The organism is Leeuwenhoekiella marinoflava DSM 3653 (genome assembly GCF_900129005.1).
In the GTDB taxonomy this organism is placed as follows: domain Bacteria; phylum Bacteroidota; class Bacteroidia; order Flavobacteriales; family Flavobacteriaceae; genus Leeuwenhoekiella; species Leeuwenhoekiella marinoflava.
On record NZ_FQUN01000004.1, the window covers coordinates 148,761 to 170,770 of the forward strand.

Below are 22,010 nucleotides of genomic sequence, written 5' to 3' on the forward strand. Positions count from 1 at the left end.
TTAACTAAAAACTCCCGTTTGTACTACAGACGGGAGTTTTTAGTTAAGATTTTTTGAGTTTGGTCATAAACTCAAAAATATGCGGTTGCAATTCTTCAAATAGCGGATGATTCTTATTTCTAAGCATAACTTCGGTAAAGAGTTTAAGGCCTATAGCAAATTCTGTAGATTCTTCTGAGGAATTAAAAAGTTCTTTTGACTTTACCTTCTCTACAATTTCAAAAAGTTCATCGTGGTTGACGACTTCTAATTCTAGCTTTTGATCTACTTTCTTTTCTTCTTTTAAAACGGCAACTTGTTCTAAGGTGAGTTTGTAGCGATTTCCTTTTTTAGTTGGGGTACTCATAATATTTTTTTTGGAACTCTAAGATTACCATTTTTGGTGAACCTGAGCTTTTAATTTTTTGTTATAGATGGCATTCATTTTTTCGATCTGATCTTTCGTTAGATTCGGTTTTGCTACTGCAGATAGATTAGACAATACATGTGCTTCCTTGGAGGCTCCCGGAATAATTGTACTTACTGTTTTATGAGATAGGATCCATTGTAAAGCGATAGGAGCAAGATTTTCTGCATCAGGGAATAAGTTTTTAAGTTCGTTTACCGCTTTAAGACCGGTTTCATAGTCAACTCCAGAGAAGGTTTCTCCTTTGTCAAAAGCTTCTCCATCTCGATTGAAGTTTCGATGGTCTTCTTGGTCAAAAGAGGTATTTTGATTAAACTTTCCGGTAAGTAATCCGCTGGCTAAAGGAACACGCACAATCACCCCGATGTCATTCTTTTCCGCTTCGCGAAAAAATAATTCAGCAGGGCGTTGCCTGAACAAATTGAAGATGATTTGTACGGTGGTTACGTTATCATATTCCATCGCTTTAATTCCTTCTTCAACTTTTTCCACGCTCACACCCAGATTAGCAATTTTCCCCTCTTGTTTTAAATCATCAAAAAGTCCGAAAATTTCTGGTCTGTAATAGGTATCCGTCGGTGGACAATGCAATTGAATGAGGTCAAGACGCTCTAAGCCGGTATTCTTTAAACTAGCTTCTACATATTGACGGAGTGCCTTAACCGTATACCCAGCATCAACATGTGGATTGATCTGCCTCCCGCATTTTGTAGCGATATAAATTTCTTCAGAACGGCTGCGCAATACACGACCCACAGCCGCCTCACTCAATCCGTTTTCGTAGACATCTGCTGTATCAATAAAATTAATGCCGTTATCAATTGCGGTATTGATGATTTTTTCAGCAGTGGCATCGTCAAAACCAGAACCCCATTTGCCGCCTACTTGCCAGGTTCCTAATGAGATTTCTGATATATTGAGATTCGTTTTACCTAATTTTCGGTAATTCATTATAAATGTGTTTGAGAATTTTCACTAAAAATACAAAACCGCTTATTTTCTGCTAATGGAAAGTTCATAAAGCGGTCTTAAAATAGTGTATTTTGAAAAATTGAGGTTTGGTTAAGATTTTCTATAAATGTGCAATGCTGCCCGACATATAATAAATAATTTTACTCTTATGAGAAACTAACTGATTAGTGTTCGTTCAATTCGTGTCATCAAACTATTTTGATGCGGAATGCTATATACTATAAATAGACCTTCCGTTAAACTGGAAGGTTTTTTTTTGGAGTTGATTTTTCAATTCAAAAAGGTTTTTTTTAACCTATTGAACATAGTAGTATTTACACTTTAAAACACTGATTTACAGAAATTTGAAATGTTTTTAAGTTTTTTTGGTATATCCAAAGAATTTTAAGAGAATAATTGATAAAAAGAAGGAATAGCTAATTTCGATATAGATTTATAACAATGGAATTAAATAAATACAGTAAAACTGTAACTCAAGACCCAACATTGCCGGCAGCTCAGGCCATGTTACATGCAATTGGTCTAACAGACGACGACTTAAAAAAACCGCTAATTGGTATTGCAAGTACCGGTTATGAGGGGAATCCGTGTAATATGCACCTTAATGATCTGGCTACTCACGTAAAAAAGGGAGCAGCTAATGCAGATCTGGTAGGACTTATTTTTAACACGATTGGTGTTAGTGACGGTATTTCTAACGGAACACCGGGAATGCGTTTCTCTTTGCCTTCGCGTGATATTATTGCAGATTCTATGGAGACTGTCGTGCAAGCGATGAGTTATGACGGACTGGTAACTGTGGTGGGTTGTGATAAAAATATGCCGGGAGCTTTGATGGCGCAATTACGTCTAAACAGGCCTTCTATTTTAGTTTACGGAGGTACGATAGCTTCAGGATGTCATAACGGCAAAAAACTAGATATCATTTCTGCTTTTGAAGCATACGGACAAAAAGTAGCCGGTACGATTGATGAGTCAGAATTTAAAGAGGTGGTTCATAAGGCATGTCCTGGAGCAGGAGCTTGTGGAGGTATGTATACAGCAAACACCATGGCTTCAGCGATTGAAGCTTTAGGGATGTCGTTGCCTTTCAACTCTTCAAATCCGGCAGTTACAGATTCTAATATTAAAGAAACTGAATGTGTAAAAGCAGGTGAAGCGCTGAGATACTTATTAGAGCACGATATTAAGCCTTCTGATATTGTTACTAAAGAATCATTAGAAAATGCATTCAGACTGGTAACCGTTTTAGGTGGATCAACAAATGCAGTATTGCACTTTTTAGCAATTGCTAAATCGGCTCAGCTAGAGTTTACCCTTAAAGATTTTCAGAAAATAAGTGACAACACACCGCTACTTGCAGACTTAAAGCCTAGTGGTAAATATTCTATGGAAGATTTACACGGTGTAGGTGGTATTCCGGGAGTATTGAAGTATATGCTAGACAACGATATGCTTCACGGGGATTGTTTAACGGTAACGGGTAAAACACTTGCTGAAAACTTAAAAGACGTGCCGAATTTAATAGACGGTCAGGACATTATTAGAACGCTTGATAAACCTATTAAAGATAGTGGTCACATCAGAATTCTTTTTGGAAACTTGGCTACAGAAGGTGCTGTTGCAAAAATCACCGGTAAAGAAGGTTTAGAGTTCAGAGGTACTGCTAACGTATTTGATAGCGAAGCTGCGGTTAATGAAGGTATCAAAACCGGAAAAGTTAAAAAAGGGGATGTGGTGATTATTCGTTATGAGGGACCAAAAGGTGGACCGGGAATGCCTGAAATGCTTAAACCTACTTCTTCTATTATGGGAGCTGGATTGGGTAAAGATGTAGCATTGATAACAGATGGTCGTTTCTCAGGAGGTTCTCACGGTTTTGTAGTGGGGCACGTTTCGCCAGAGGCGCAAGTAGGTGGTAACATCGCACTTGTTGAAAATGGCGACATCATCGCAATTGATGCGGTAAAGAATACCATCAATATTGAAATTTCCGATGAAGAGTTGGATAAAAGAAGAGAAAAATGGACCGCTCCTGCGCTTAGATTTCAGCGTGGAGCACTTTATAAATATGCTAAAACCGTCTCGTCAGCATCTAAAGGTTGTGTGACAGACGAAATGTAAAAGGCTATGGATACTATTCAAACAATCAAATTGCAAGACACTGCTGTAGAAGCTACGCAGCGTTTAACGGGTAAAGAAGCAATAATAAAATGCTTGCTTGCAGAAGGTGTAGATACACTTTATGGCTATCCGGGAGGGGCTATTATGCCTGTTTATGATGAGTTGTATAAATATCAAGACAAACTACATCATGTCTTAACCCGTCACGAGCAAGGTGCAACGCATGCTGCTCAGGGGTATGCACGTGTGAGTGGTAGAGTAGGAGTCGCAATTGCAACATCGGGACCGGGTGCAACTAACCTTATAACGGGTATTGCTGATGCACAAATAGACTCAACTCCTATGGTATGTATTACCGGTCAGGTAGCTTCTCATTTGTTAGGCAGTGATGCTTTTCAGGAAACGGATATCATCGGTATCTCTACTCCGGTAACCAAATGGAATTACCAGATCACCAAAGCTTCAGAAATTCCTGAAGTGATGGCAAAGGCTTTTTATATCGCAAAAAGCGGTCGTCCGGGGCCGGTTTTGATCGATATCACTAAAGATGCTCAGTTTGAGGAATTTGACTTCGCCTATAAAAAATGTAAGGCTGTTCGCAGTTACAAACCGGTACCTAAATTAAATCCTGACTCCGTAAAAGCTGCTGCAGATTTAATAAATAATGCTGAAAAACCTATGATCGTTTGGGGGCAGGGTGTAATTCTTGGCGGAGCCGAAGAAGAATTTAAAGCAGTAATAGAGAAATCAGGTATTCCCGCAGCATGGACTATTCTTGGTGTTTCTGCGATTCCTACAGCTCATCCTTTAAATGTGGGTATGGTGGGAATGCACGGGAATTATGGTCCTAATGTATTGACTAATGAATGTGATGTTTTAATCGCAATCGGGATGCGTTTTGATGACCGGGTTACGGGTAATTTAGAGACCTATGCGAAGCAGGCAAAAGTGATTCACTTTGAGATTGATCCTGCTGAGGTGAATAAAAATGTAGATGCTGATGTTGCTGTTTTAGGTAATAGTAAAGAAACGCTTGCTGCATTGCTTCCCTTATTAGAGGAAAAGCAACACACAGCATGGCACAATCGTTTTAAAGAATTGTATCAGATTGAATATGATAAAATCATCAAAGATGATATAACTCCGGAGAAAGAAGGTCTGACGATGGGTGAGGTTCTTGAAGGAATCAACAAGGTTTCTAAAGGTGAAGCTGTTATTGTTTCCGATGTAGGTCAGCATCAGATGATCGCGTGTCGTTATGCTAAATTCAATAAATCAAAGAGTAACGTTACTTCTGGTGGTTTAGGTACAATGGGATTTGCGCTTCCGGCAGCAATAGGTGCAAAAATGGGAGCTCCGGAACGACCTGTAGTAGCAATTATAGGTGATGGTGGTTACCAAATGACCATTCAAGAATTGGGAACTATTTTTCAAACTAAAGTTCCTGTCAAAATTGTTGTACTTAATAATGATTTCTTAGGAATGGTACGCCAATGGCAACAGCTGTTCTTTGATCGTCGTTATGCTTCAACAGAAATGGTGAATCCTGATTTTGTAGCAATCGCAAAAGGATATTATATAGAGGCGCAACGTGTTTCAAAACGAGAGGATCTTGCAGGAGCTATAGAAGAAATGCTTGCGGCTGAAGGTCCGTATTTTTTAGAAGTGAAAGTAGAGAAAGAAGATAATGTATTCCCAATGATTCCAACAGGAGCTTCTGTTTCAGATATTAGATTAGAATAGTTATGAGCGAGACAAAAACATATACCGTATCTATATATACCGAAAATAATGTAGGGTTGTTGAACCGTATTTCGGCAATATTTCAACGTAGAAAAATAAATATTGAAAGCCTGAACACTTCGATTTCTGAAATAGAAGGTGTTTCAAAATTCACAATCGTAATCAATCTGACTGAAGAACGCGTTAAGAAAGTGATTGGTCAGTTAGAGAAACAGGTTGAGGTGATTAAGGCCTATTACCATACTGATGAAGAGACCATTTTTTTAGAAACCTGTCTGTTTAAAATAAAATCAGATTTGCTTTTTGAAGAGCGTCAGATTCAAAATATTATAAAAGAAAGCAGCGCACGCATTGTGACGGTAAATAAAGAATTTTTTGTTCTTGAAAAAGCCGGACGTCGCAGCGAGATAGACTTATTATATCGTGAGTTGAGCGCTTTTGGGATTATGCAGTTTACCCGTTCGGGACGTATTTCGGTTTCTAAAGAAGAAATGAAAATCTCATCCATGCTTGCAGAATTTGCAGAATAAAACAAACTAATCAACATCAATAAAAATTAATAAAATGTCAAATTACTTTAATACGCTATCTCTAAGAGAACAATTGGCACAATTAGCCAAATGTCGCTTTATGGAATCTGAAGAATTTTCAAACGGGATAGAAGCATTACGCGGAAAAAAAGTAGTCATCGTAGGTTGCGGTGCACAAGGTTTAAATCAAGGTTTAAATATGCGTGACAGCGGCTTAGCTATTTCTTACGCTTTGCGTGAAGGCGCGATTAAAGAAAAGAGAGCTTCTTATAAAAATGCTGTAGATAATGGCTTTACTGTAGGGACTTACGAAGAGTTGATCCCAACTGCAGACCTGGTTTGTAACCTTACACCAGACAAGCAGCATACAGCAGTAGTTAACACGGTGATGCCTTTGATGAAAAAAGGGGCGACTTTGGCGTATAGCCATGGTTTCAATATCGTAGAAGAAGGGATGCAAATCCGTGAAGACTTAACGGTTATTATGTGTGCGCCTAAATGTCCGGGTTCTGAAGTACGTGAAGAATACAAGCGTGGTTTTGGTGTTCCTACTTTGATCGCTGTGCACCCTGAGAACGATCCTGAAGGAAAAGGTTTGGATCAGGCAAAAGCATATGCTGTTGGGACTGGTGGTCACAGAGCAGGTGTACTGGAATCTTCATTTGTTGCTGAAGTAAAAAGTGATTTGATGGGGGAGCAAACCATTCTTTGTGGTATGCTTCAAACAGGATCTATTCTTTGTTTTGATAAAATGATTGAAAAAGGAATCGATGCAGGATATGCTTCTAAATTGATTCAATACGGTTGGGAAACAATTACCGAAGCCTTAAAGCACGGTGGTATTACCAATATGATGGATCGTTTGAACAATCCTTCGAAAATCAAAGCTTTTGAATTAGCTGAAGAAATTAAAGACATTACGCGTCCATTATTCCACAAGCATATGGATGATATTATCTCTGGTCATTTCTCAAAAACAATGATGGAAGACTGGGCTAACGATGATGCTAATTTATTAAAATGGCGTGCTGCAACTGGAGAGACTGCTTTTGAAAAGACTCCGGCAGGAAGTCAGGAGATCAGCGAGCAAGAATTCTTTGATCACGGTGTATTGATGGTTGCAATGGTGAAAGCTGGTGTAGAGCTTGCTTTTGAAACGATGACCGAGGCCGGAATCATTGAAGAATCTGCTTACTACGAATCCTTACACGAGACTCCACTTATCGCTAACACAATTGCCCGTAAGAAATTATTTGAAATGAACCGTGTGATTTCTGATACTGCAGAATACGGATGTTATTTATTTGACCATGCGTGTAAGCCAATGCTAACCGAATTTATGAAGAAGATAGATACGGATGTTATCGGTAAAGCGTACGCTACAGATAATGGCGTAGATAATAAGACGTTGATCGCTGTAAACGATGCAATACGTGCTCACGAAGTTGAAGCAGTAGGCGCATGGTTGCGTGAGTCTATGACGGCAATGAAAGAAATTAAAACAGTTGCTTCAGAAGAAGCAGTGACTGCTTAATTTATTATAAGTTCTCTTGAGGAAACCTCAGAGTAAAACCTCACATATTGAGTTAACTGAATACACTAAATGTGCATCAAATCTTGATGCACATTTAGTCAATCAAAATATTTAGATTTTGAGCGACTTAAAAACAACATTTTTTCCGGACTTAGAGAATGTAAAAAAGGCTGCAAAAACCTTAGAGGGAGTTGCAGCCTTAACTCCTTTATTACCTAGTTTAAATTATTCCCGCAAGTTTGAAGCTAATATTATGCTGAAGCGTGAAGATTTACAGCAGGTGCGTTCTTATAAAATACGCGGAGCGTTTAATAAGATAAATTCGTTAACAGAAGAAGAGCGTGCTAAGGGTATTGTTTGCGCCAGTGCAGGTAATCACGCACAGGGAGTAGCTTTTGCGTGTGCAAAACTCAAAATCAACGGGACTATTTTTATGCCGGCTCCTACGCCTAAGCAGAAGATTGAACAGGTTGAGATGTTTGGAGGAGATTTTGTGAATATTCAACTTACAGGAGATACCTTCGATGATGCGTATAAGGCTTCTAAAATAGAATGCGATGCGCTGGGTAAAATTTTTGTTCATCCTTTTGATGACGAAAAAATAATTGAAGGTCAGGCGACTGTAGGTCTTGAGATTATAGAGCAGGCGACTTCAGAAATAGACTATGTTTTTGTTCCGGTAGGCGGCGGCGGACTAGCATCAGGCTTGAGCACAGTTTTTCATTTGTTATCTCCCAATACCAAGGTTATTGGTGTTGAGCCAGAAGGAGCGCCTTCTATGAGTACGTCTATTTTTAATAAAGAAAACACGACGTTATCTCTTATTGAAAAGTTTGTAGATGGAGCAGCAGTTCAGCGCGTAGGGGAACGCACTTTTGCTATTTGTAAAGAATATCTTGAACAAATGGTAACGGTTCCTGAGGGAAAAGTGTGTCAAACCATTCTGGATCTGTATAATAAAGAAGCGATTGTAGTAGAGCCTGCTGGTGCTTTGACGCTATCGGTTTTAGACCAGTTTGCAGATGAGATTAAAGGAAAAAACGTAGTGTGTATCGTGAGCGGTAGCAATAACGATATTACGCGTACTGCAGAAATCAAAGAACGTGCGTTATTGTATCACGGTTTAAAACACTATTTCATTATCAGATTCCCGCAGCGCGCTGGTGCTTTACGTGAATTTTTAAATGAGATATTAGGACCGGAAGATGATATCACTTTCTTTGAGTATAAGAAAAAGACATCTAGAGAAGACGGTCCTGCGGTAGTAGGAATCGAACTTAAAGACCGTTCTGATCTTAAGCCTTTAATAACACGTATGAAGAGTCGTAAATTCTTTGGAGAGTATTTAAATGATAAGCCAGACTTGTTTGAATTCCTGATTTAATATTCTCTTAATCTGAAATTTAATAAATTAGGGAATATGTATTTGACAAATTCTCAAGCATTGTGTAAAATCAACTAACCAAATGAAACAATTAACTTCAGAAATACCAAACGAGTTTAGAGTAGAACCTATTGAGCAGCGTAATTATCTAATTAACGGAAAGCTGTTTAACTGGAAAGGAGAAACGGCAGATGTTTTCTCTAGTATTCAAACCGAAGTAAATGGGGAGCGCAAGCCGACACGTCTGGGTTCTATACCCAGTCTCGGAGAAGAAGAATCTCTTGCTGCGGTAGATGCTGCACATCAAGCTTATGAGAGAGGTCAGGGACTTTGGCCAACTATGAACGTAGCAGCCCGTATCAAGTGTATGGAAACTTTCGTTGAGAAAATGAAAGAAAAGCGAGAGCTTATCGTAAAGTTATTGATGTGGGAGATTGGCAAGAATTATCCTGATTCTCAGAAGGAATTTGATCGTACTGTAGAATACATCATCGATACGATTGAAGATTATAAGACTATGGATCGTGAGAGCGCCAAATTCTATAAAGAAGGTGGTATTCATGCACACATACGCAGAGGGCCTTTAGGTGTTGTTTTATGTTTGGGACCTTACAACTATCCACTAAACGAAACATTTTGTTTGTTGATTCCTGCTTTAATTATGGGAAACACAGCCGTTTTTAAACCGGCAAAACACGGTGTTTTATTAATAACACCTTTGCTCGAAGCATTTCAGGAAAGTTTTCCTGCAGGAGTCGTAAACATTTTATTTGGTCGCGGTAGAGCAGTGGCTACACCCATTATGAAAACCGGTAAGGTTGATGTTCTGGCTTTAATTGGTCACAGTTCTTCAGCAAATGCATTGCAGGCCTTGCACCCTAAACAAAACCGTTTGCGCTTGGTTCTAGGTTTAGAGGCTAAGAATCCGGCTATTATTTTACCGGATGCAGATCTGGATCTTGCTGTATCAGAATGTATAGCAGGAACGCTTTCTTTCAATGGGCAACGTTGTACAGCGCTTAAAGTGATTTACGTTCATGAAAATATCGCAGAAACCTTCAACAGAAAATATGCTGAAGCTGTAGATGCTTTGAAGTTTGGTTTACCTTGGGAAGATGGTGTGAATTTGACGCCGTTGCCAGAACCTTCAAAACCAGATTATATACAAGCTCTCATTGATGATGCGCAAGCAAAAGGCGCAGAAATCCTCAATGAAAAAGGAGGAGAGCGCTATGAGAATTTCATCTGGCCTGCGGTATTATTTCCGGTGACTAAAGATATGAATGTGTATAAGGAAGAGCAGTTTGGTCCTGTGGTACCTGTGCTTACGTTTAAGCATATTGATGAGCCCCTAGACGATATGGCAGAATCAAATTATGGACAGCAAGTAAGTCTCTTTGGTAAAGATGTAAAAACACTTGCGCCTTTGATTGATACCTTGGTTAACTTGGTTTGTCGTGTGAATTTGAATAGTTCGTGTCAGCGGGGTCCAGATGTATATCCATTTACCGGTAGAAAAGATTCTGCGGTAAGTACATTGAGTGTTCATGATGCATTACGATCCTTCTCAATACGTACATTTGTTGCTTCAAAAGACAATGCGTACAACAATGCGATACTTCAAGAATTGCTGGATACTAAAAAATCTAACTTTGTAAGTACCGATTACTTATTATAAAAGAACTCATAACCATAATTGATTAAAAATTAATCAGTGAGATTTTATTTTTGGGTTGAATTCTGAAGAAATCATAAAAAAGTAGATTTAATTGATATTTCTAAGTATTTATAGAGGTTCATTTAAATCTACTTTGTATTTTAGCAGCTCTAATGAAAGGAATAAAACAACATATTAAAGATCTGAAGCAGGCGGTAAACGCAGTGCTTACTTCTTTGTATTCCGTTAATGAAACCAGAACTGCTTTGGTTTATATTCCTGTACGCCGCCGTGAGCGCCGCCGCCCCTAGTGGGTGCAGTTTTATTGGGAACTTAGGTGAGTCCGGTTCCGTCTTCAATTCAAATTATTATTTCATTTTTTTTCAAACTTCCAATTCAACAGAATATGGAAATTATTATTGCTAACAAATCCCATGCGGGATATGCACAATATATTTGCGATACTATCGCAGAATCTGCTAAAGTGCGCGGTACAGGAATCGCTAAGCGTACTCCGGAATATGTCATCACCAAAATGGAAAACGGTAATGCTGTGATCGCCCTTGACGGCGAAAAGTTTGCCGGTTTTTGCTATATCGAGGCTTGGGGCCACGGTAAGTTTGTGGCAAATAGCGGACTCATTGTGCATCCTGATTTTCGGGGAAGTGGTTTGGCACGCCAGATTAAGGAAGCCATTTTTAAACATTCACGTGAGAAATATCCTGATGCTAAAGTATTTGGCATTACTACCGGACCTGCAGTGATGAAAATCAACTCTGATCTGGGTTACAGACCGGTTACCTTCTCAGATCTTACTGATGATCCTAATTTTTGGAAAGGTTGTCAGACGTGTCGTAACTACGATATTCTACAACGTACCGAACAAAAAATGTGTTTGTGTACCGGGATGTTGTATGATCCGGCTAAAGAAGAAAAAAAGAAAGCAGCAGGAGCAGTTAAGGAGGAAGAAAAGAAAATGAATCCTAAAGCCTTTACGCGATTGAAGAGTATTAAGGAGCACTTGTTTTTAAAAAAGGATAAAAAAAAAGACGAATAAAGAAATTATTATCAGTTAAAGGAGTATTTCAGAATAAATAAGTACAATGAAAAAATTAGTTCTCGCCTACAGTGGCGGATTAGACACCAGCTATTGCGCAAAATACCTTTCAGAAGAAAAAGGTTTTGAAGTTCACGCAGTGAGTATCAATACCGGTGGATTTTCTCAGGAAGAAATCAAAGAGATTGAAACAAAGGCATTAAAGATTGGTGCAAAAACCTATAAGAATGTTCAGGCTGTTGAACGCTTTTACGACAAGGTGGTTAAGTATCTAATCTTTGGTAATGTTTTAAAGAATAATACCTATCCACTTTCAGTAAGTGCAGAGCGTATCATTCAGGCGGTTGAGATCATCAATTATGCAAAATCTATAGGCGCAGATTATGTGGCTCACGGAAGTACCGGTGCCGGAAATGATCAAGTGCGTTTTGATATGATCTTTCAAACTTTAGCTCCTGAAATTGAAATTATTACACCGATTCGTGATTTAAAACTTTCGCGTCAGGAAGAGATCGATTATTTAAAAAGTCACGGTGTTGAGATGTCTTGGGAAAAGGCACAATATTCAATCAATCGCGGACTTTGGGGAACTTCTGTAGGCGGTAGTGAGACTCTGACTTCTCATAAAGGCTTGCCGGAATCAGCTTTCCCATCTCAGGTAGAAAAATCTGAAGCAGAACAAGTGACGCTGACTTTTGATAAAGGAGAACTTACTGCTATAAACGGAAAATCAGGTACACCTGTTGAAACTATTGAAGCCCTTCAAAAATTAGCGGCTCCTTTTGGAATCGGTCGGGATATTCACGTGGGAGATACCATTATAGGGATCAAAGGGCGTGTAGGTTTTGAGGCTGCTGCTCCGGTTATTATTTTAAAAGCACATCATTTGCTAGAGAAGCATACGCTTACCAAATGGCAAATGCAGCATAAAGATTATTTGTCTAATTTCTACGGAATGCACCTGCACGAAGGTCAATATTTAGATCCGGCAATGCGTAACCTGGAGGCGTTCTTAACCGATAGTCAAAAGAATGTAACCGGTGAGGTTTATGTAACGCTTCAACCGTACCGTTTTACGTTGGAAGGAATTAAATCTGATCACGATCTGATGAATGCATCTTTTGGAGCCTACGGTGAAATGAACAAAGGCTGGACGGCTGATGATGCAAAAGGATTTATCAAGATCACCGGGAATCAGAATAAGATTTACAACCACGTAAACGGAGACTCATGATCAAGGCAGGAATTGTAGGAGGAGCCGGTTATACCGCAGGTGAATTGATTAGAATACTACTGAATCACAATTATGTTGATTTAAGTTTTGTGTTCAGTACGTCTAATGCCGGAAACCTGTTGAGCGATGTGCATCAGGATTTATTAGGAAGCACGGATATTCGGTTTGCTGATGCAGTAGACTTTTCAGTAGATGTGGTTTTTCTGTGTTTAGGACATGGGAATTCAACTGCTTTTTTAGATAAAAATACGTTTGACGAAAGTACGATCATCATTGATTTGAGTAATGATTTTCGATTAAAACCGGATGCAGAATTTCAGGGGCGGGAGTTTGTTTACGGTTTACCGGAATTGAATAGAAGTGCCATTAAAGAAGCTGGATCAATCGCAAATCCGGGATGTTTTGCAACAGCAATTCAGTTGGCATTATTGCCTCTGGCAGATTCTGGTAAAATAGAATCAGATATTCACATCAATGCAGTAACCGGTGCAACCGGAGCAGGAACTTCGCTTTCGACAACTACCCATTACCCGTGGAGAGATAATAATTTTTCGTATTACAAGCCTTTTACGCACCAGCATATGGGCGAAATCAACCAATCGGTTAAAGGTTTACAAAACGGATTTGACAAGGAGATTTTTTTTCTTCCTAATCGCGGTAACTTTTCCCGCGGAATTTTCGCGACAGCGTATACCAAATTTGACGGAGATCTCGCAGAGATCAAAAAGATCTACCGGGATTTTTATGCGGATGCGCCTTTTACATGTGTTTCAGATAGTGATATTCATATGAAACAGGTTGTAAATACAAATAAGTGTCTGATTCATTTACACAAACACGAGAATCAATTGTTGATCACCAGCTGTATCGACAACCTCTTAAAAGGAGCATCGGGACAAGCTGTAGAAAATATGAATCTCATTTTTGGACTTCCCCAAACTGAAGGGTTGAATTTAAAAGGAAGTTATTTTTAACCTCTAAAGAGGCATTAAAACATGCTGTTATCCCGAAATGGATAATAAAAAGAATTCCGTCCGCAATTTACCCTGAACAGAAGTCGAGGAGCGGAAATGAAATAATTAATAGTAAAATAAATCCAACTGCCCTCTCCTAAGGAGAGGGGCTGGGGGTGAGGATTATGAAAATAGCAATCATAGGTACCGGTAACTTAGGCCTTTCTATCGCAAAAGGATTGATTACAAATAATGCAATCACAACCTTGTATTTGACGCGCCGTAATCCGGAAGGAATCGAGTCGTATGCTGAGTATAAGAATGTGTTTGTGACTTCAGATAACGTTGAGGCGGTCAAAAAGTCTGACATCATCATTTTTGCAGTGCAGCCGGCACAGTTGGGGAATATTCTACATGATATTAAAGAGGAGCTGACCGATAAACATGTGTTGATTTCAACCATTACCGGCTATCAGATTTCGCAGATAGAAGATATTGTGGGTACAGACCAATTCATTATCAGAGCGATGCCAAATACGGCAATAGCTGTTGGAGCTTCGATGACCTGTTTGGCGAGTAATGAAAAGGGAATGAAGCGCATTAAAATTGCTGAAGCTATTTTCAACCGCTTAGGAAACAGTCTGATAATCCCAGAAAAGCAGATGCAGGCAGCAACAGTAGTTTGTGCCAGCGGTATAGCCTTTTGGATGCGTTTAATACGTGCTTCAACTCAGGCGGCTATTCAGCTTGGTTTTGATGCTAAAGAAGCTCAGGAGCTGGCTATGCACACCTGTAACGGTGCATCGAAGTTGCTTATCGATTCAGGGAATCATCCTGAAGAAGAAATAGACCGAGTAACCACACCAAGAGGTTGTACCATAGAAGGTTTGAATGAGATGGAACACAAAGGACTGAGTTCGTCTTTAATCCAAGGTATGGTTGCTTCTTTCAATAAAATTAATGTTATAAAAACAGATCAGAAATAATGAGTTTATTTGATGTTTATCCACTTTATGATGTGACACCTATTAAAGCTCAGGACGTCTGGGTTTATGATGCCACACCTACAAAGTATTTAGATTTATACGGAGGTCACGCAGTGATTTCTATCGGTCATTCGCATCCAAAATATGTAGAAAACCTGACCAAACAATTGGGCGATATTGGCTTTTACAGCAACGCGGTTAAAAATCCGTTGCAGGAAGCTTTAGGTGAAAAATTGCCGATTCAGGCAAATTGTCCGGGGTACCAATTGTTCATGTGTAGCAGTGGGGCAGAAGCGAATGAGAACGCGTTGAAAATGGCTTCTTTCGTTACCGGAAGAAAAAAGGTTGTAGCCTTTCATAACAGTTTCCACGGAAGAACTTCTGCAGCAGTAGCAGCTACCGATAACCCTAAAATTGTTGCGCCAATTAACGCCCAACAAGAAGTTGAGTTTTTGCCATTAGGTGATTTAGATGCTTTGGCAGGAGTTTTAGCTAAAGGCGATGTGTGTGCTGTAATTGTAGAATTCATTCAAGGTGTAGGCGGTTTAGATATCAGTACTGCTGAATTTTACGAAGGTGTAGATAAACTTTGTAAAGAAACAGGAACGTGTTTAATCGCAGACGAAGTTCAGGCTGGTTTTGGACGTACAGGAAATTTCTTTGCGTTTCAGGAATACAATGTGAAGCCTGAATTGATCTCAATGGCAAAAGGAATGGGTAACGGTTTCCCCGTTGGTGGAATTTTAATTCATCCCTCTATAAAAGCAGAATACGGAATGTTGGGAACCACTTTTGGTGGAAATCACTTGGCTTGTACTGCAGCGCTAACCGTTTTGGAAGTTTTAGAAGAGCAAGATTTAATGGCTCACGCGCTAAGGGTGTCTGATCACTTTAAAGCAAAAACCACTGAAATTCCACAGATAAAAGCTGTAAAAGGTCGCGGATTGATGTTGGGAATCGAATTTGATTTTGATACCGCAGCCTTGCGTAAGAAACTCATTTATGATCAGCATATTTTTACAGGAAGTGCAAAAAATAAAAATCTGATCCGTATTCTTCCGCCGTTAACGGTAGAGAATGAACATGTCGATCAGTTTTTTGATGCACTAAAAATTGAATTAGATAAATTATAAACCAAAGAATTTTAATTAAAATACTACTCAAGTTCCCCTCCCCATTTGGGGAGGGGTTAGGGGTGGGGAGAAGCAGAGATTTCGGCTGCTGAATATAAACTTGACAGGAATCAACTAATGAAATGAGCCGTAATAAACTCTTGATGATTATTTTGATTATCAATGGCGAATTACATCTGACCATTAAAAAACAATGAACATTACCAGATGAAAAAATACACCAGTTTAGACGACATTACAGATCTAAAAGAACTCATCGCGGAAGCTCGCGAACTTAAAAAAAATCCATATGCTTTTGAAGAATTAGGAAAGCGTAAGCGTTTAGTAATGTTGTTTTTTAACTCCAGTTTGCGTACGCGTCTGAGCACTGAAAAAGCAGCTTGTAATCTGGGAATGGACGTTACCGTAATGAATTTTAACAGTGATGCCTGGAAACTGGAATTTGAAGATGGCACCGTGATGGATGCTGACACTTCAGAACATATTAAAGAAGCCGCAAAGGTTATTTCACAATACGGCGATGTGATTGCCGTGCGTGCATTTCCAACGCTTACCGATAAGGCAAAAGATGAATCAGAATATGTGATTTCCAATTTTGTAAAATATGCTTCGGTACCCGTTGTTAATATGGAAAGTGCAACTGCACATCCGCTTCAGGCATTGGCAGATGCAATCACCATTACAGAGCTTTCGCAAAAGAAAAAGCCAAAAGTGGTGTTGAGTTGGGCGCCGCATCCTAAAGCTTTGCCACATGCAGTAGCGAATTCCTTTATAGGGATGATGCAAAAAATGGATGTAGAGTTTACGGTGACCCATCCGGAAGGGTACGAATTGAGCGATACTACAATTCAAGATACTTCAGTAGAATACAATCAGGATAAAGCGCTTGAAGATGCCGATTTTGTGTATGTCAAAAACTGGAGCAGTTATAAAGACTACGGAAAGGTTTCGGCTACGCCGGAAACCCATAAAGACTGGACCATTACACCAAAAAAATTAGGCAGTGCTAAATTTATGCATTGTCTTCCTGTGCGTCGTAATGTTATTGTTGCTGATGAAGTGCTTGATGGCGAAAATTCTATTGTGATTGAGCAAGCGAATAACCGTACGTTTTCTGCACAGGTGGTTTTGAAGAAGATACTGGAGAATGCATCCCCCCAATCCCTAAAGGATGAGTTAAAAACCACCAGTTATGAAAACTAAATCAGTTCCCCCTTCGGGGGCTAGGGGGCTAAAGCTCAATATTGTTAAAGTTGGCGGAAATATTATTGAGAAGGAGGAAGATCTTCAGAATTTTTTGGATGCTTTTGCAGCCTTACCAGAACCTAAAATTTTGGTTCACGGTGGCGGAAAATTAGCGAGTCAGTTGGCAGAGCGCCTGAATATTCCTGTGAATATGGTTAACGGACGTAGAATTACCGATGCGGAAACGGTTGAAGTCATAACGATGGTCTACGGTGGAAAAGTAAATAAGAGCATTGTTGCAGGCCTTCAGGCTCGTGATTGTAATGCCATTGGATTTTCAGGGGCTGATGGGAATGCGATTCTATCCGTAAAGCGACCTGTGAAGGATATTGATTTTGGCTTTGTAGGCGATGTTGTCGCGGTAGATGCAGCAATGATCCATAACTTGTTGAGCATTGGGATTACGCCTGCGTTTTGTGCAATCACGCACGATGGTAAGGGACAACTGCTGAATACTAACGCAGATACGATTGCTTGTGAATTGGCGATTGGTCTTTCAGAAAAGTATGAGGTGACTTTAAACTACTGTTTTGAGAAAGCCGGAGTTTTGCTGGATATTAATAACGATAATTCCGTAGTAAAAGACATCAATTCTGATAAATATGCAGAATTGCTCAATGAAAAAATTATAGCTGACGGGATGCTTCCTAAGATGGAAAATTGTTTTTATGCCTTAAAAGGCGGAGTACACAAAGTACACTTAGGAAAGCCGGAAATGCTACACCATACAAATGCTAATTTTACAACCTTACGACTGTGATGAGTAGAGAACAACTTACCCAAGAGGCCATAGAATTACTAAAGAATTTAATTGCAACCCAGTCTTTTTCTTCAGAAGAAGAAGGTACGGCTGTATGGATTGAGAATTGGTTTAAAGCACACGACATTCCGTTTAAGCGACAAGCCAATAACATTTGGGCAACCAATAAAAACTTTGAAGAGGGCAAAACCACTTTATTGCTGAATAGTCATCATGATACGGTTCAGCCTAATAATGGATATACGCGAGATCCGTATAGTCCGGATATTGAAGATGGAAAATTGTTTGGTTTAGGAAGCAATGATGCCGGGGGATGTCTGGTTTCGTTGATTGCTACGTTTACCTATTTCTACGCTCAGGAAAACCCAAACTACAATTTGGTTATTGTAGCAAGCGGGGAAGAAGAGAGCAGCGGACCAGACGGATTGAATAGTATGCTGAAGGTGATTCCACCGATCGATGTAGCAATCGTAGGCGAACCAACGCTGATGAATCTTGCCGTTGCCGAGAAAGGGCTTGTAGTCTTCGATGCAAAAGTAAAAGGTACTCCTTCTCACGCTGCACATCCTAATGATAACAACGCCATTTATAACTGTATAGATGTCTTGCAGTGGTTTAAAGATTTTAAGTTTGAAAAAACTTCTGAAGCTTTGGGAGAAGTAAAAATGACGGTTACGCAAATTAAAGGAGGTAAGCAACACAATGCGGTTCCGGCAGATGTGGATCTCGTTGTGGATGTGCGGGTTAATGATAAATATTCTAATCAGGAAATTGCAGCTATGTTGCAAGCCCAAGCACCTTGTGATGCAATCATTCCGCGTAGTTTACGCTTGAATTCGTCTTCTATTCCGGTAGATCACGATTTAGTAAAAGCCGGTATTGCATTAGGGAGAAGCACATATGGTTCGCCTACGTTGAGCGATCAGGCGGTGTTGACCTGTCCGTCACTCAAATTAGGACCTGGTGACAGCACGCGTTCACACAGTGCAGACGAATTTATTTACGTTAAGGAAATAGAAGAAGGAATACAGATTTACATAGATTTGCTGGAGCGTATTCTTTAATCCCCTAACCCTCGAAGGGGGAATTGATATCGGGGATAAAAATATTAGTAACACAGGTTCAATCACCGGCGATTGAACATTAAATAAAAGTTCCCCTCCTTGGGAGGGGTCAGGGGAGGATTATGAAACTTTGGGATAAAGGTGCCAATATAGATAATAAGATTATCAATTTTACGGTGGGTAACGACCGGGAGATTGATACGCATATTGCAAAATATGATGTGCAGGCAACGCGCGCACATATTAAGATGTTGCATAAAATAGGCATTCTTACTGATAAAGAATTGAAGAGTTTGTTGCCGCAATTAGATATTCTAGAAGCACATACTCAAAACCCTGATTTCTTTATCGAGGAAGAATATGAAGATATTCACTCTAAATTAGAGTCCGAATTAACGCTTATTCTGGGCGAAACCGGAAAGAAAGTACACACCGCCCGCTCGCGTAACGATCAAGTGTTGGTGGCGTTGCACTTGTATTACAAAGAGCAGTTGCAACAAATCAAAGCACGCACGGTTTCTCTTTTTGAAACCTTGATGCATTTAGGCGAAACTCATAAAAATAAATTGCTTCCCGGTTATACACACTTACAGGTAGCTATGCCCAGTAGTTTCGGACTTTGGTTTACGGCTTATGCTGAGTTGTTGATAGATGATGTGATCTTAATCAATGCCACTCAGGATATTGTTGATCAGAATCCATTAGGTTCTGCTGCCGGTTACGGGAGTTCGTTTCCCATTGATCGGGAGATGACCACAAAAGAATTGGGCTTCGCAACGATGAAGTATAATGTGGTAGCCGCGCAAATGGCTCGTGGAAAAAGTGAACGTACGTTAGCTTCCACTTTAGGAAGTTTAGCAAACACCCTTTCGCGCTTTGCTATGGATGTGTGTTTGTATATGAGTCAGAATTTTGGTTTTGTAAGCTTTCCGGAGCAGTTGACAACCGGAAGCAGTATTATGCCGCATAAAAAGAATCCTGATGTTTTTGAGTTGATACGCGGAAAGTGTAATAAAATACAGGCGCTAAGTACCGAGATGATTATGATCACCAATAATTTGCCTAGTGGTTATCACCGCGATTATCAGTTGCTCAAAGAGAATACCATCAACGCCGTAGAGACCATAAAAGATATTCTGGAGATTTTTGATTATGCTATCGGGCAGGTACAGGTGAAGGAAATTGACCTGCAGGATGAGAAATATAAATACTTGTTTACTGTGGATAGTATCAATGACTTAGTTGTTGAAGGAAAATCATTTAGAGAAGCCTATCAGCAAATTGGCAGTCAGGTTCAAGACGGTACCTATAAGCCCGAAGCCGGAAAAAATCATACCCACATTGGGAGTATTCACAATCCCGGTTTTGCGGAGATTAAAGCTAAAATGCGAAAAGTTTCAACTGCTTTAGATATTAAATAGATAAAACTTAATATTTTGATTAAAAACCTGCTTAAATGATAATTTGAGCAGGTTTTTTTGATTTTAGGGGTTGTATTGTGGAATACTATTGAGAATAAAATTATTCGTAAAAACTTTCCGCTTACAAATTTGGTTCTTTGCTTGTTGTTCTTTTAATTTTGTATCGTCTTAGAATAAAAAGGACTTTATGAAGTTTCTATATTCATTTATTATTTTCTTAGCTGGTTTTGTGCAGCTGTCAGGTGGATCTATTCTTCCTGCTCAGGCAAATACAGCTGTAGCATATAATGCAGAAGCTTCTTTATACAGTCAGCAATTTTTTCATTTTGATGTATGTCATAAACACAGCCCTGAAATTAGAATGGCTGAGTTCGAAATCGAGGAAAGCAGCGACTCTATTTCTAAAGACAAGCAGGTACAAAGCTTAAACACTTCAATTTTAGCTAGCCAGACATCTGTTCCCAGATGTTTTTACTTTAAATACAAGCATTTAAAATCTAAAGCACGATCTTCTATTAGTGCTTCAGTCAAGCCTTACCTATTGTTTCAGGTTTTCAGACTTTGATTTAAAATTTTTTCACGCCCAATTTAGTTGGGCTAAACGCATTTTTCGCAATTAGTTTACCTCACACTTAGATTCTAAAACTAAGCGGAAAATCCTGTGTTTTTTCAATCCGAAAAAACATCAAATCCATTTTAATTTTTAAAGTAAAATTCACATCACATGAAAAAGATTCTCATGATGTTTGGCTTAGGTGCGCTGTTGCTGCACGTGAGCTGTAAGTCAGAACACAAAGAACACGAAGAAGAAACAAGCTTTTTGGTTACTAATCCTGTTGTTAAAGACACGGTCGTTACCAAAGATTATGTATCCCAGATTCACTCTAGCCGGCATATTGAATTGCGTGCGCAGGAGCGTGGGTATCTTCAAAAGATATTTGTAGATGAAGGGCAATCTGTAAAAAAAGGACAGTTGTTGTTTCAGATTATGCCAAAACTTTATGAGGCAGAAATGCAAAAGGCAAAAGCCGAAGCGCGTTTTGCAGAAATTGAATACGAAAACACAAAAAAACTTGCAGACAGTAATGTTGTTGCCCCTAACGAATTGGCAATGGCTAAAGCCAAGCTTGAAAAAGCAAATGCAGAATTGTCTTTATCTCAGGTACATTTAGAATTCACACAAATCAGAGCACCCTTTGACGGTATCGTTGACCGTTTTCACGTACGTCTGGGAAGTCTTGTAGACGAAGGGGAGTTACTTACGAACCTTTCTGATAATAACATTATGTGGGTGTACTACAATGTTCCTGAAGCTGAATACTTAGATTATAAAGCTACACTGAAAGATTCTACCAAGCCTCAAGTACAGTTGCTGATGGCTAACAACAAATACTTTGGTTATCCCGGTATTGTAGAAACTATAGAAGCAGACTTTAATAACGAGACCGGTAATATTCCGTTTAGAGCTACTTTTCCTAACCCTGACGGATTGTTAAGACACGGGGAGACCGGTAATGTACACGTTACAATTCCATTAGATCAAGCACTTTTAATTCCTCAGAAAGCAACTTTTGAGGTATTAGATAAAAAGTATGTTTATGTAATAGATGACGAAGGTATCGTTCATTCTAAGCAAATTGTTATTGCTGAAGAAATGCCGCATTTATATGCAGTAAGTGAAGGTCTTAGCACTAATGATAAAATTCTTTTAGAAGGTTTACGCCTGGTTAGAGAGAATGATAAAATAGAATATGAAGTAGAAGATGCTGATGAGGTTATGGCTGATTTAGCGCTTTATGCCGAGTAA

20 protein-coding genes are annotated in these 22,010 nt (G+C 39.3%); 18 read left to right on the forward strand and 2 right to left on the reverse strand.

Annotated elements, in window-relative coordinates; all coding sequences use genetic code 11:
- Positions 1–43: 43 nt before the first annotated feature.
- Both BUB91_RS02815 and BUB91_RS02820 read right to left on the reverse strand, forming a co-directional pair.
- Positions 44–346: a DUF3861 domain-containing protein gene (locus BUB91_RS02815; RefSeq protein WP_073096709.1), complete on the reverse strand. Its 303-nt coding sequence runs from the start codon at positions 344–346 to the stop codon at positions 44–46.
- 24 nt (positions 347–370) lie between these two features.
- On the reverse strand, positions 371–1,357 hold the full coding sequence (locus BUB91_RS02820) for an aldo/keto reductase (RefSeq protein ID WP_073096712.1): 987 nt from the start codon (positions 1,355–1,357) through the stop codon (positions 371–373).
- Between the two features lie 462 nt (positions 1,358–1,819).
- On the opposite strand from BUB91_RS02820, the gene ilvD reads away from it, so the two are divergent.
- The 18 genes from ilvD (at position 1,820) to BUB91_RS02905 (ending at position 22,010) form a co-directional block, all read left to right on the forward strand.
- Positions 1,820–3,502, forward strand: a complete 1,683-nt coding sequence (gene ilvD / locus BUB91_RS02825; RefSeq protein ID WP_073096717.1) for a dihydroxy-acid dehydratase — start codon at positions 1,820–1,822, stop codon at positions 3,500–3,502.
- A 6-nt stretch (positions 3,503–3,508) separates the two neighbouring features.
- Positions 3,509–5,245, forward strand: a complete 1,737-nt coding sequence (gene ilvB, locus BUB91_RS02830; protein ID WP_073096720.1) for a biosynthetic-type acetolactate synthase large subunit — start codon at positions 3,509–3,511, stop codon at positions 5,243–5,245.
- Positions 5,246–5,247: 2 nt separating this feature from the next.
- Complete coding sequence (gene ilvN, locus BUB91_RS02835; RefSeq protein ID WP_073096723.1) at positions 5,248–5,775, forward strand: acetolactate synthase small subunit; 528 nt, start codon at positions 5,248–5,250, stop codon at positions 5,773–5,775.
- Between the two features lie 34 nt (positions 5,776–5,809).
- Entirely contained in the window at positions 5,810–7,309 is a 1,500-nt protein-coding gene (gene ilvC, locus BUB91_RS02840) for a ketol-acid reductoisomerase (RefSeq protein WP_073096726.1), read from the forward strand.
- A gap of 118 nt (positions 7,310–7,427) precedes the next feature.
- On the forward strand, positions 7,428–8,693 hold the full coding sequence (gene ilvA / locus BUB91_RS02845; RefSeq protein ID WP_073096729.1) for a threonine ammonia-lyase IlvA: 1,266 nt from the start codon (positions 7,428–7,430) through the stop codon (positions 8,691–8,693).
- A gap of 82 nt (positions 8,694–8,775) precedes the next feature.
- Positions 8,776–10,371 (forward strand): NADP-dependent glyceraldehyde-3-phosphate dehydrogenase, encoded by a 1,596-nt coding sequence (locus BUB91_RS02850; protein ID WP_073096732.1) that lies wholly within the window; start codon positions 8,776–8,778, stop codon positions 10,369–10,371.
- 152 nt (positions 10,372–10,523) lie between these two features.
- Positions 10,524–10,661 (forward strand): hypothetical protein, encoded by a 138-nt coding sequence (locus BUB91_RS20895; protein WP_164917815.1) that lies wholly within the window; start codon positions 10,524–10,526, stop codon positions 10,659–10,661.
- 95 nt (positions 10,662–10,756) lie between these two features.
- Positions 10,757–11,407 (forward strand): GNAT family N-acetyltransferase, encoded by a 651-nt coding sequence (locus BUB91_RS02855; protein WP_073096735.1) that lies wholly within the window; start codon positions 10,757–10,759, stop codon positions 11,405–11,407.
- A 46-nt stretch (positions 11,408–11,453) separates the two neighbouring features.
- Positions 11,454–12,641: an argininosuccinate synthase gene (gene argG, locus BUB91_RS02860; RefSeq protein ID WP_073096739.1), complete on the forward strand. Its 1,188-nt coding sequence runs from the start codon at positions 11,454–11,456 to the stop codon at positions 12,639–12,641.
- Positions 12,638–13,615: an N-acetyl-gamma-glutamyl-phosphate reductase gene (gene argC, locus BUB91_RS02865; RefSeq protein ID WP_073096742.1), complete on the forward strand. Its 978-nt coding sequence runs from the start codon at positions 12,638–12,640 to the stop codon at positions 13,613–13,615. The genes argG and argC overlap by 4 nt, the downstream gene beginning before the upstream one ends.
- A gap of 164 nt (positions 13,616–13,779) precedes the next feature.
- Positions 13,780–14,580, forward strand: a complete 801-nt coding sequence (gene proC / locus BUB91_RS02870; protein WP_073096745.1) for a pyrroline-5-carboxylate reductase — start codon at positions 13,780–13,782, stop codon at positions 14,578–14,580.
- Positions 14,580–15,713: an aspartate aminotransferase family protein gene (locus tag BUB91_RS02875; protein ID WP_073096750.1), complete on the forward strand. Its 1,134-nt coding sequence runs from the start codon at positions 14,580–14,582 to the stop codon at positions 15,711–15,713. The genes proC and BUB91_RS02875 overlap by 1 nt, the downstream gene beginning before the upstream one ends.
- Positions 15,714–15,920: 207 nt before the next feature.
- The gene (locus BUB91_RS02880; RefSeq protein ID WP_073096753.1) at positions 15,921–16,916 is read left to right on the forward strand and encodes an N-acetylornithine carbamoyltransferase; all 996 of its coding nucleotides are present in this window, start codon (positions 15,921–15,923) and stop codon (positions 16,914–16,916) included.
- The gene (argB, locus tag BUB91_RS02885; RefSeq protein WP_073096756.1) at positions 16,906–17,718 is read left to right on the forward strand and encodes an acetylglutamate kinase; all 813 of its coding nucleotides are present in this window, start codon (positions 16,906–16,908) and stop codon (positions 17,716–17,718) included. Before BUB91_RS02880 ends, argB begins: the two co-directional genes overlap by 11 nt.
- Positions 17,718–18,782 carry a M20 family metallo-hydrolase gene (locus tag BUB91_RS02890; RefSeq protein ID WP_073096758.1) on the forward strand — a complete coding sequence of 355 codons (1,065 nt, stop codon included), beginning with the start codon at positions 17,718–17,720 and terminating at the stop codon, positions 18,780–18,782. Before argB ends, BUB91_RS02890 begins: the two co-directional genes overlap by 1 nt.
- A gap of 122 nt (positions 18,783–18,904) precedes the next feature.
- On the forward strand, positions 18,905–20,203 hold the full coding sequence (gene argH / locus BUB91_RS02895; protein WP_073096763.1) for an argininosuccinate lyase: 1,299 nt from the start codon (positions 18,905–18,907) through the stop codon (positions 20,201–20,203).
- Between the two features lie 187 nt (positions 20,204–20,390).
- Complete coding sequence (locus tag BUB91_RS02900) at positions 20,391–20,768, forward strand: hypothetical protein (RefSeq protein ID WP_073096766.1); 378 nt, start codon at positions 20,391–20,393, stop codon at positions 20,766–20,768.
- Positions 20,769–20,927: 159 nt separating this feature from the next.
- Complete coding sequence (locus tag BUB91_RS02905; protein ID WP_073096768.1) at positions 20,928–22,010, forward strand: efflux RND transporter periplasmic adaptor subunit; 1,083 nt, start codon at positions 20,928–20,930, stop codon at positions 22,008–22,010.

What these genes read in the sequence shown, in the direction of transcription:
- BUB91_RS02815 (WP_073096709.1), bottom strand. Translation starts at nt 346, where the DNA reads ATGAGTACCCCAACTAAAAAAGGAAATCGCTACAAACTCACCTTAGAA.
- BUB91_RS02820 (WP_073096712.1), bottom strand. Translation starts at nt 1,357, where the DNA reads ATGAATTACCGAAAATTAGGTAAAACGAATCTCAATATATCAGAAATC.
- ilvD (WP_073096717.1), top strand. Translation starts at nt 1,820, where the DNA reads ATGGAATTAAATAAATACAGTAAAACTGTAACTCAAGACCCAACATTG.
- ilvB (WP_073096720.1), top strand. Translation starts at nt 3,509, where the DNA reads ATGGATACTATTCAAACAATCAAATTGCAAGACACTGCTGTAGAAGCT.
- ilvN (WP_073096723.1), top strand. Translation starts at nt 5,248, where the DNA reads ATGAGCGAGACAAAAACATATACCGTATCTATATATACCGAAAATAAT.
- ilvC (WP_073096726.1), top strand. Translation starts at nt 5,810, where the DNA reads ATGTCAAATTACTTTAATACGCTATCTCTAAGAGAACAATTGGCACAA.
- BUB91_RS02850 (WP_073096732.1), top strand. Translation starts at nt 8,776, where the DNA reads ATGAAACAATTAACTTCAGAAATACCAAACGAGTTTAGAGTAGAACCT.
- BUB91_RS20895 (WP_164917815.1), top strand. Translation starts at nt 10,524, where the DNA reads ATGAAAGGAATAAAACAACATATTAAAGATCTGAAGCAGGCGGTAAAC.
- BUB91_RS02855 (WP_073096735.1), top strand. Translation starts at nt 10,757, where the DNA reads ATGGAAATTATTATTGCTAACAAATCCCATGCGGGATATGCACAATAT.
- argG (WP_073096739.1), top strand. Translation starts at nt 11,454, where the DNA reads ATGAAAAAATTAGTTCTCGCCTACAGTGGCGGATTAGACACCAGCTAT.
- argC (WP_073096742.1), top strand. Translation starts at nt 12,638, where the DNA reads ATGATCAAGGCAGGAATTGTAGGAGGAGCCGGTTATACCGCAGGTGAA.
- proC (WP_073096745.1), top strand. Translation starts at nt 13,780, where the DNA reads ATGAAAATAGCAATCATAGGTACCGGTAACTTAGGCCTTTCTATCGCA.
- BUB91_RS02875 (WP_073096750.1), top strand. Translation starts at nt 14,580, where the DNA reads ATGAGTTTATTTGATGTTTATCCACTTTATGATGTGACACCTATTAAA.
- BUB91_RS02880 (WP_073096753.1), top strand. Translation starts at nt 15,921, where the DNA reads ATGAAAAAATACACCAGTTTAGACGACATTACAGATCTAAAAGAACTC.
- argB (WP_073096756.1), top strand. Translation starts at nt 16,906, where the DNA reads ATGAAAACTAAATCAGTTCCCCCTTCGGGGGCTAGGGGGCTAAAGCTC.
- BUB91_RS02890 (WP_073096758.1), top strand. Translation starts at nt 17,718, where the DNA reads ATGAGTAGAGAACAACTTACCCAAGAGGCCATAGAATTACTAAAGAAT.
- argH (WP_073096763.1), top strand. Translation starts at nt 18,905, where the DNA reads ATGAAACTTTGGGATAAAGGTGCCAATATAGATAATAAGATTATCAAT.
- BUB91_RS02900 (WP_073096766.1), top strand. Translation starts at nt 20,391, where the DNA reads ATGAAGTTTCTATATTCATTTATTATTTTCTTAGCTGGTTTTGTGCAG.
- BUB91_RS02905 (WP_073096768.1), top strand. Translation starts at nt 20,928, where the DNA reads ATGAAAAAGATTCTCATGATGTTTGGCTTAGGTGCGCTGTTGCTGCAC.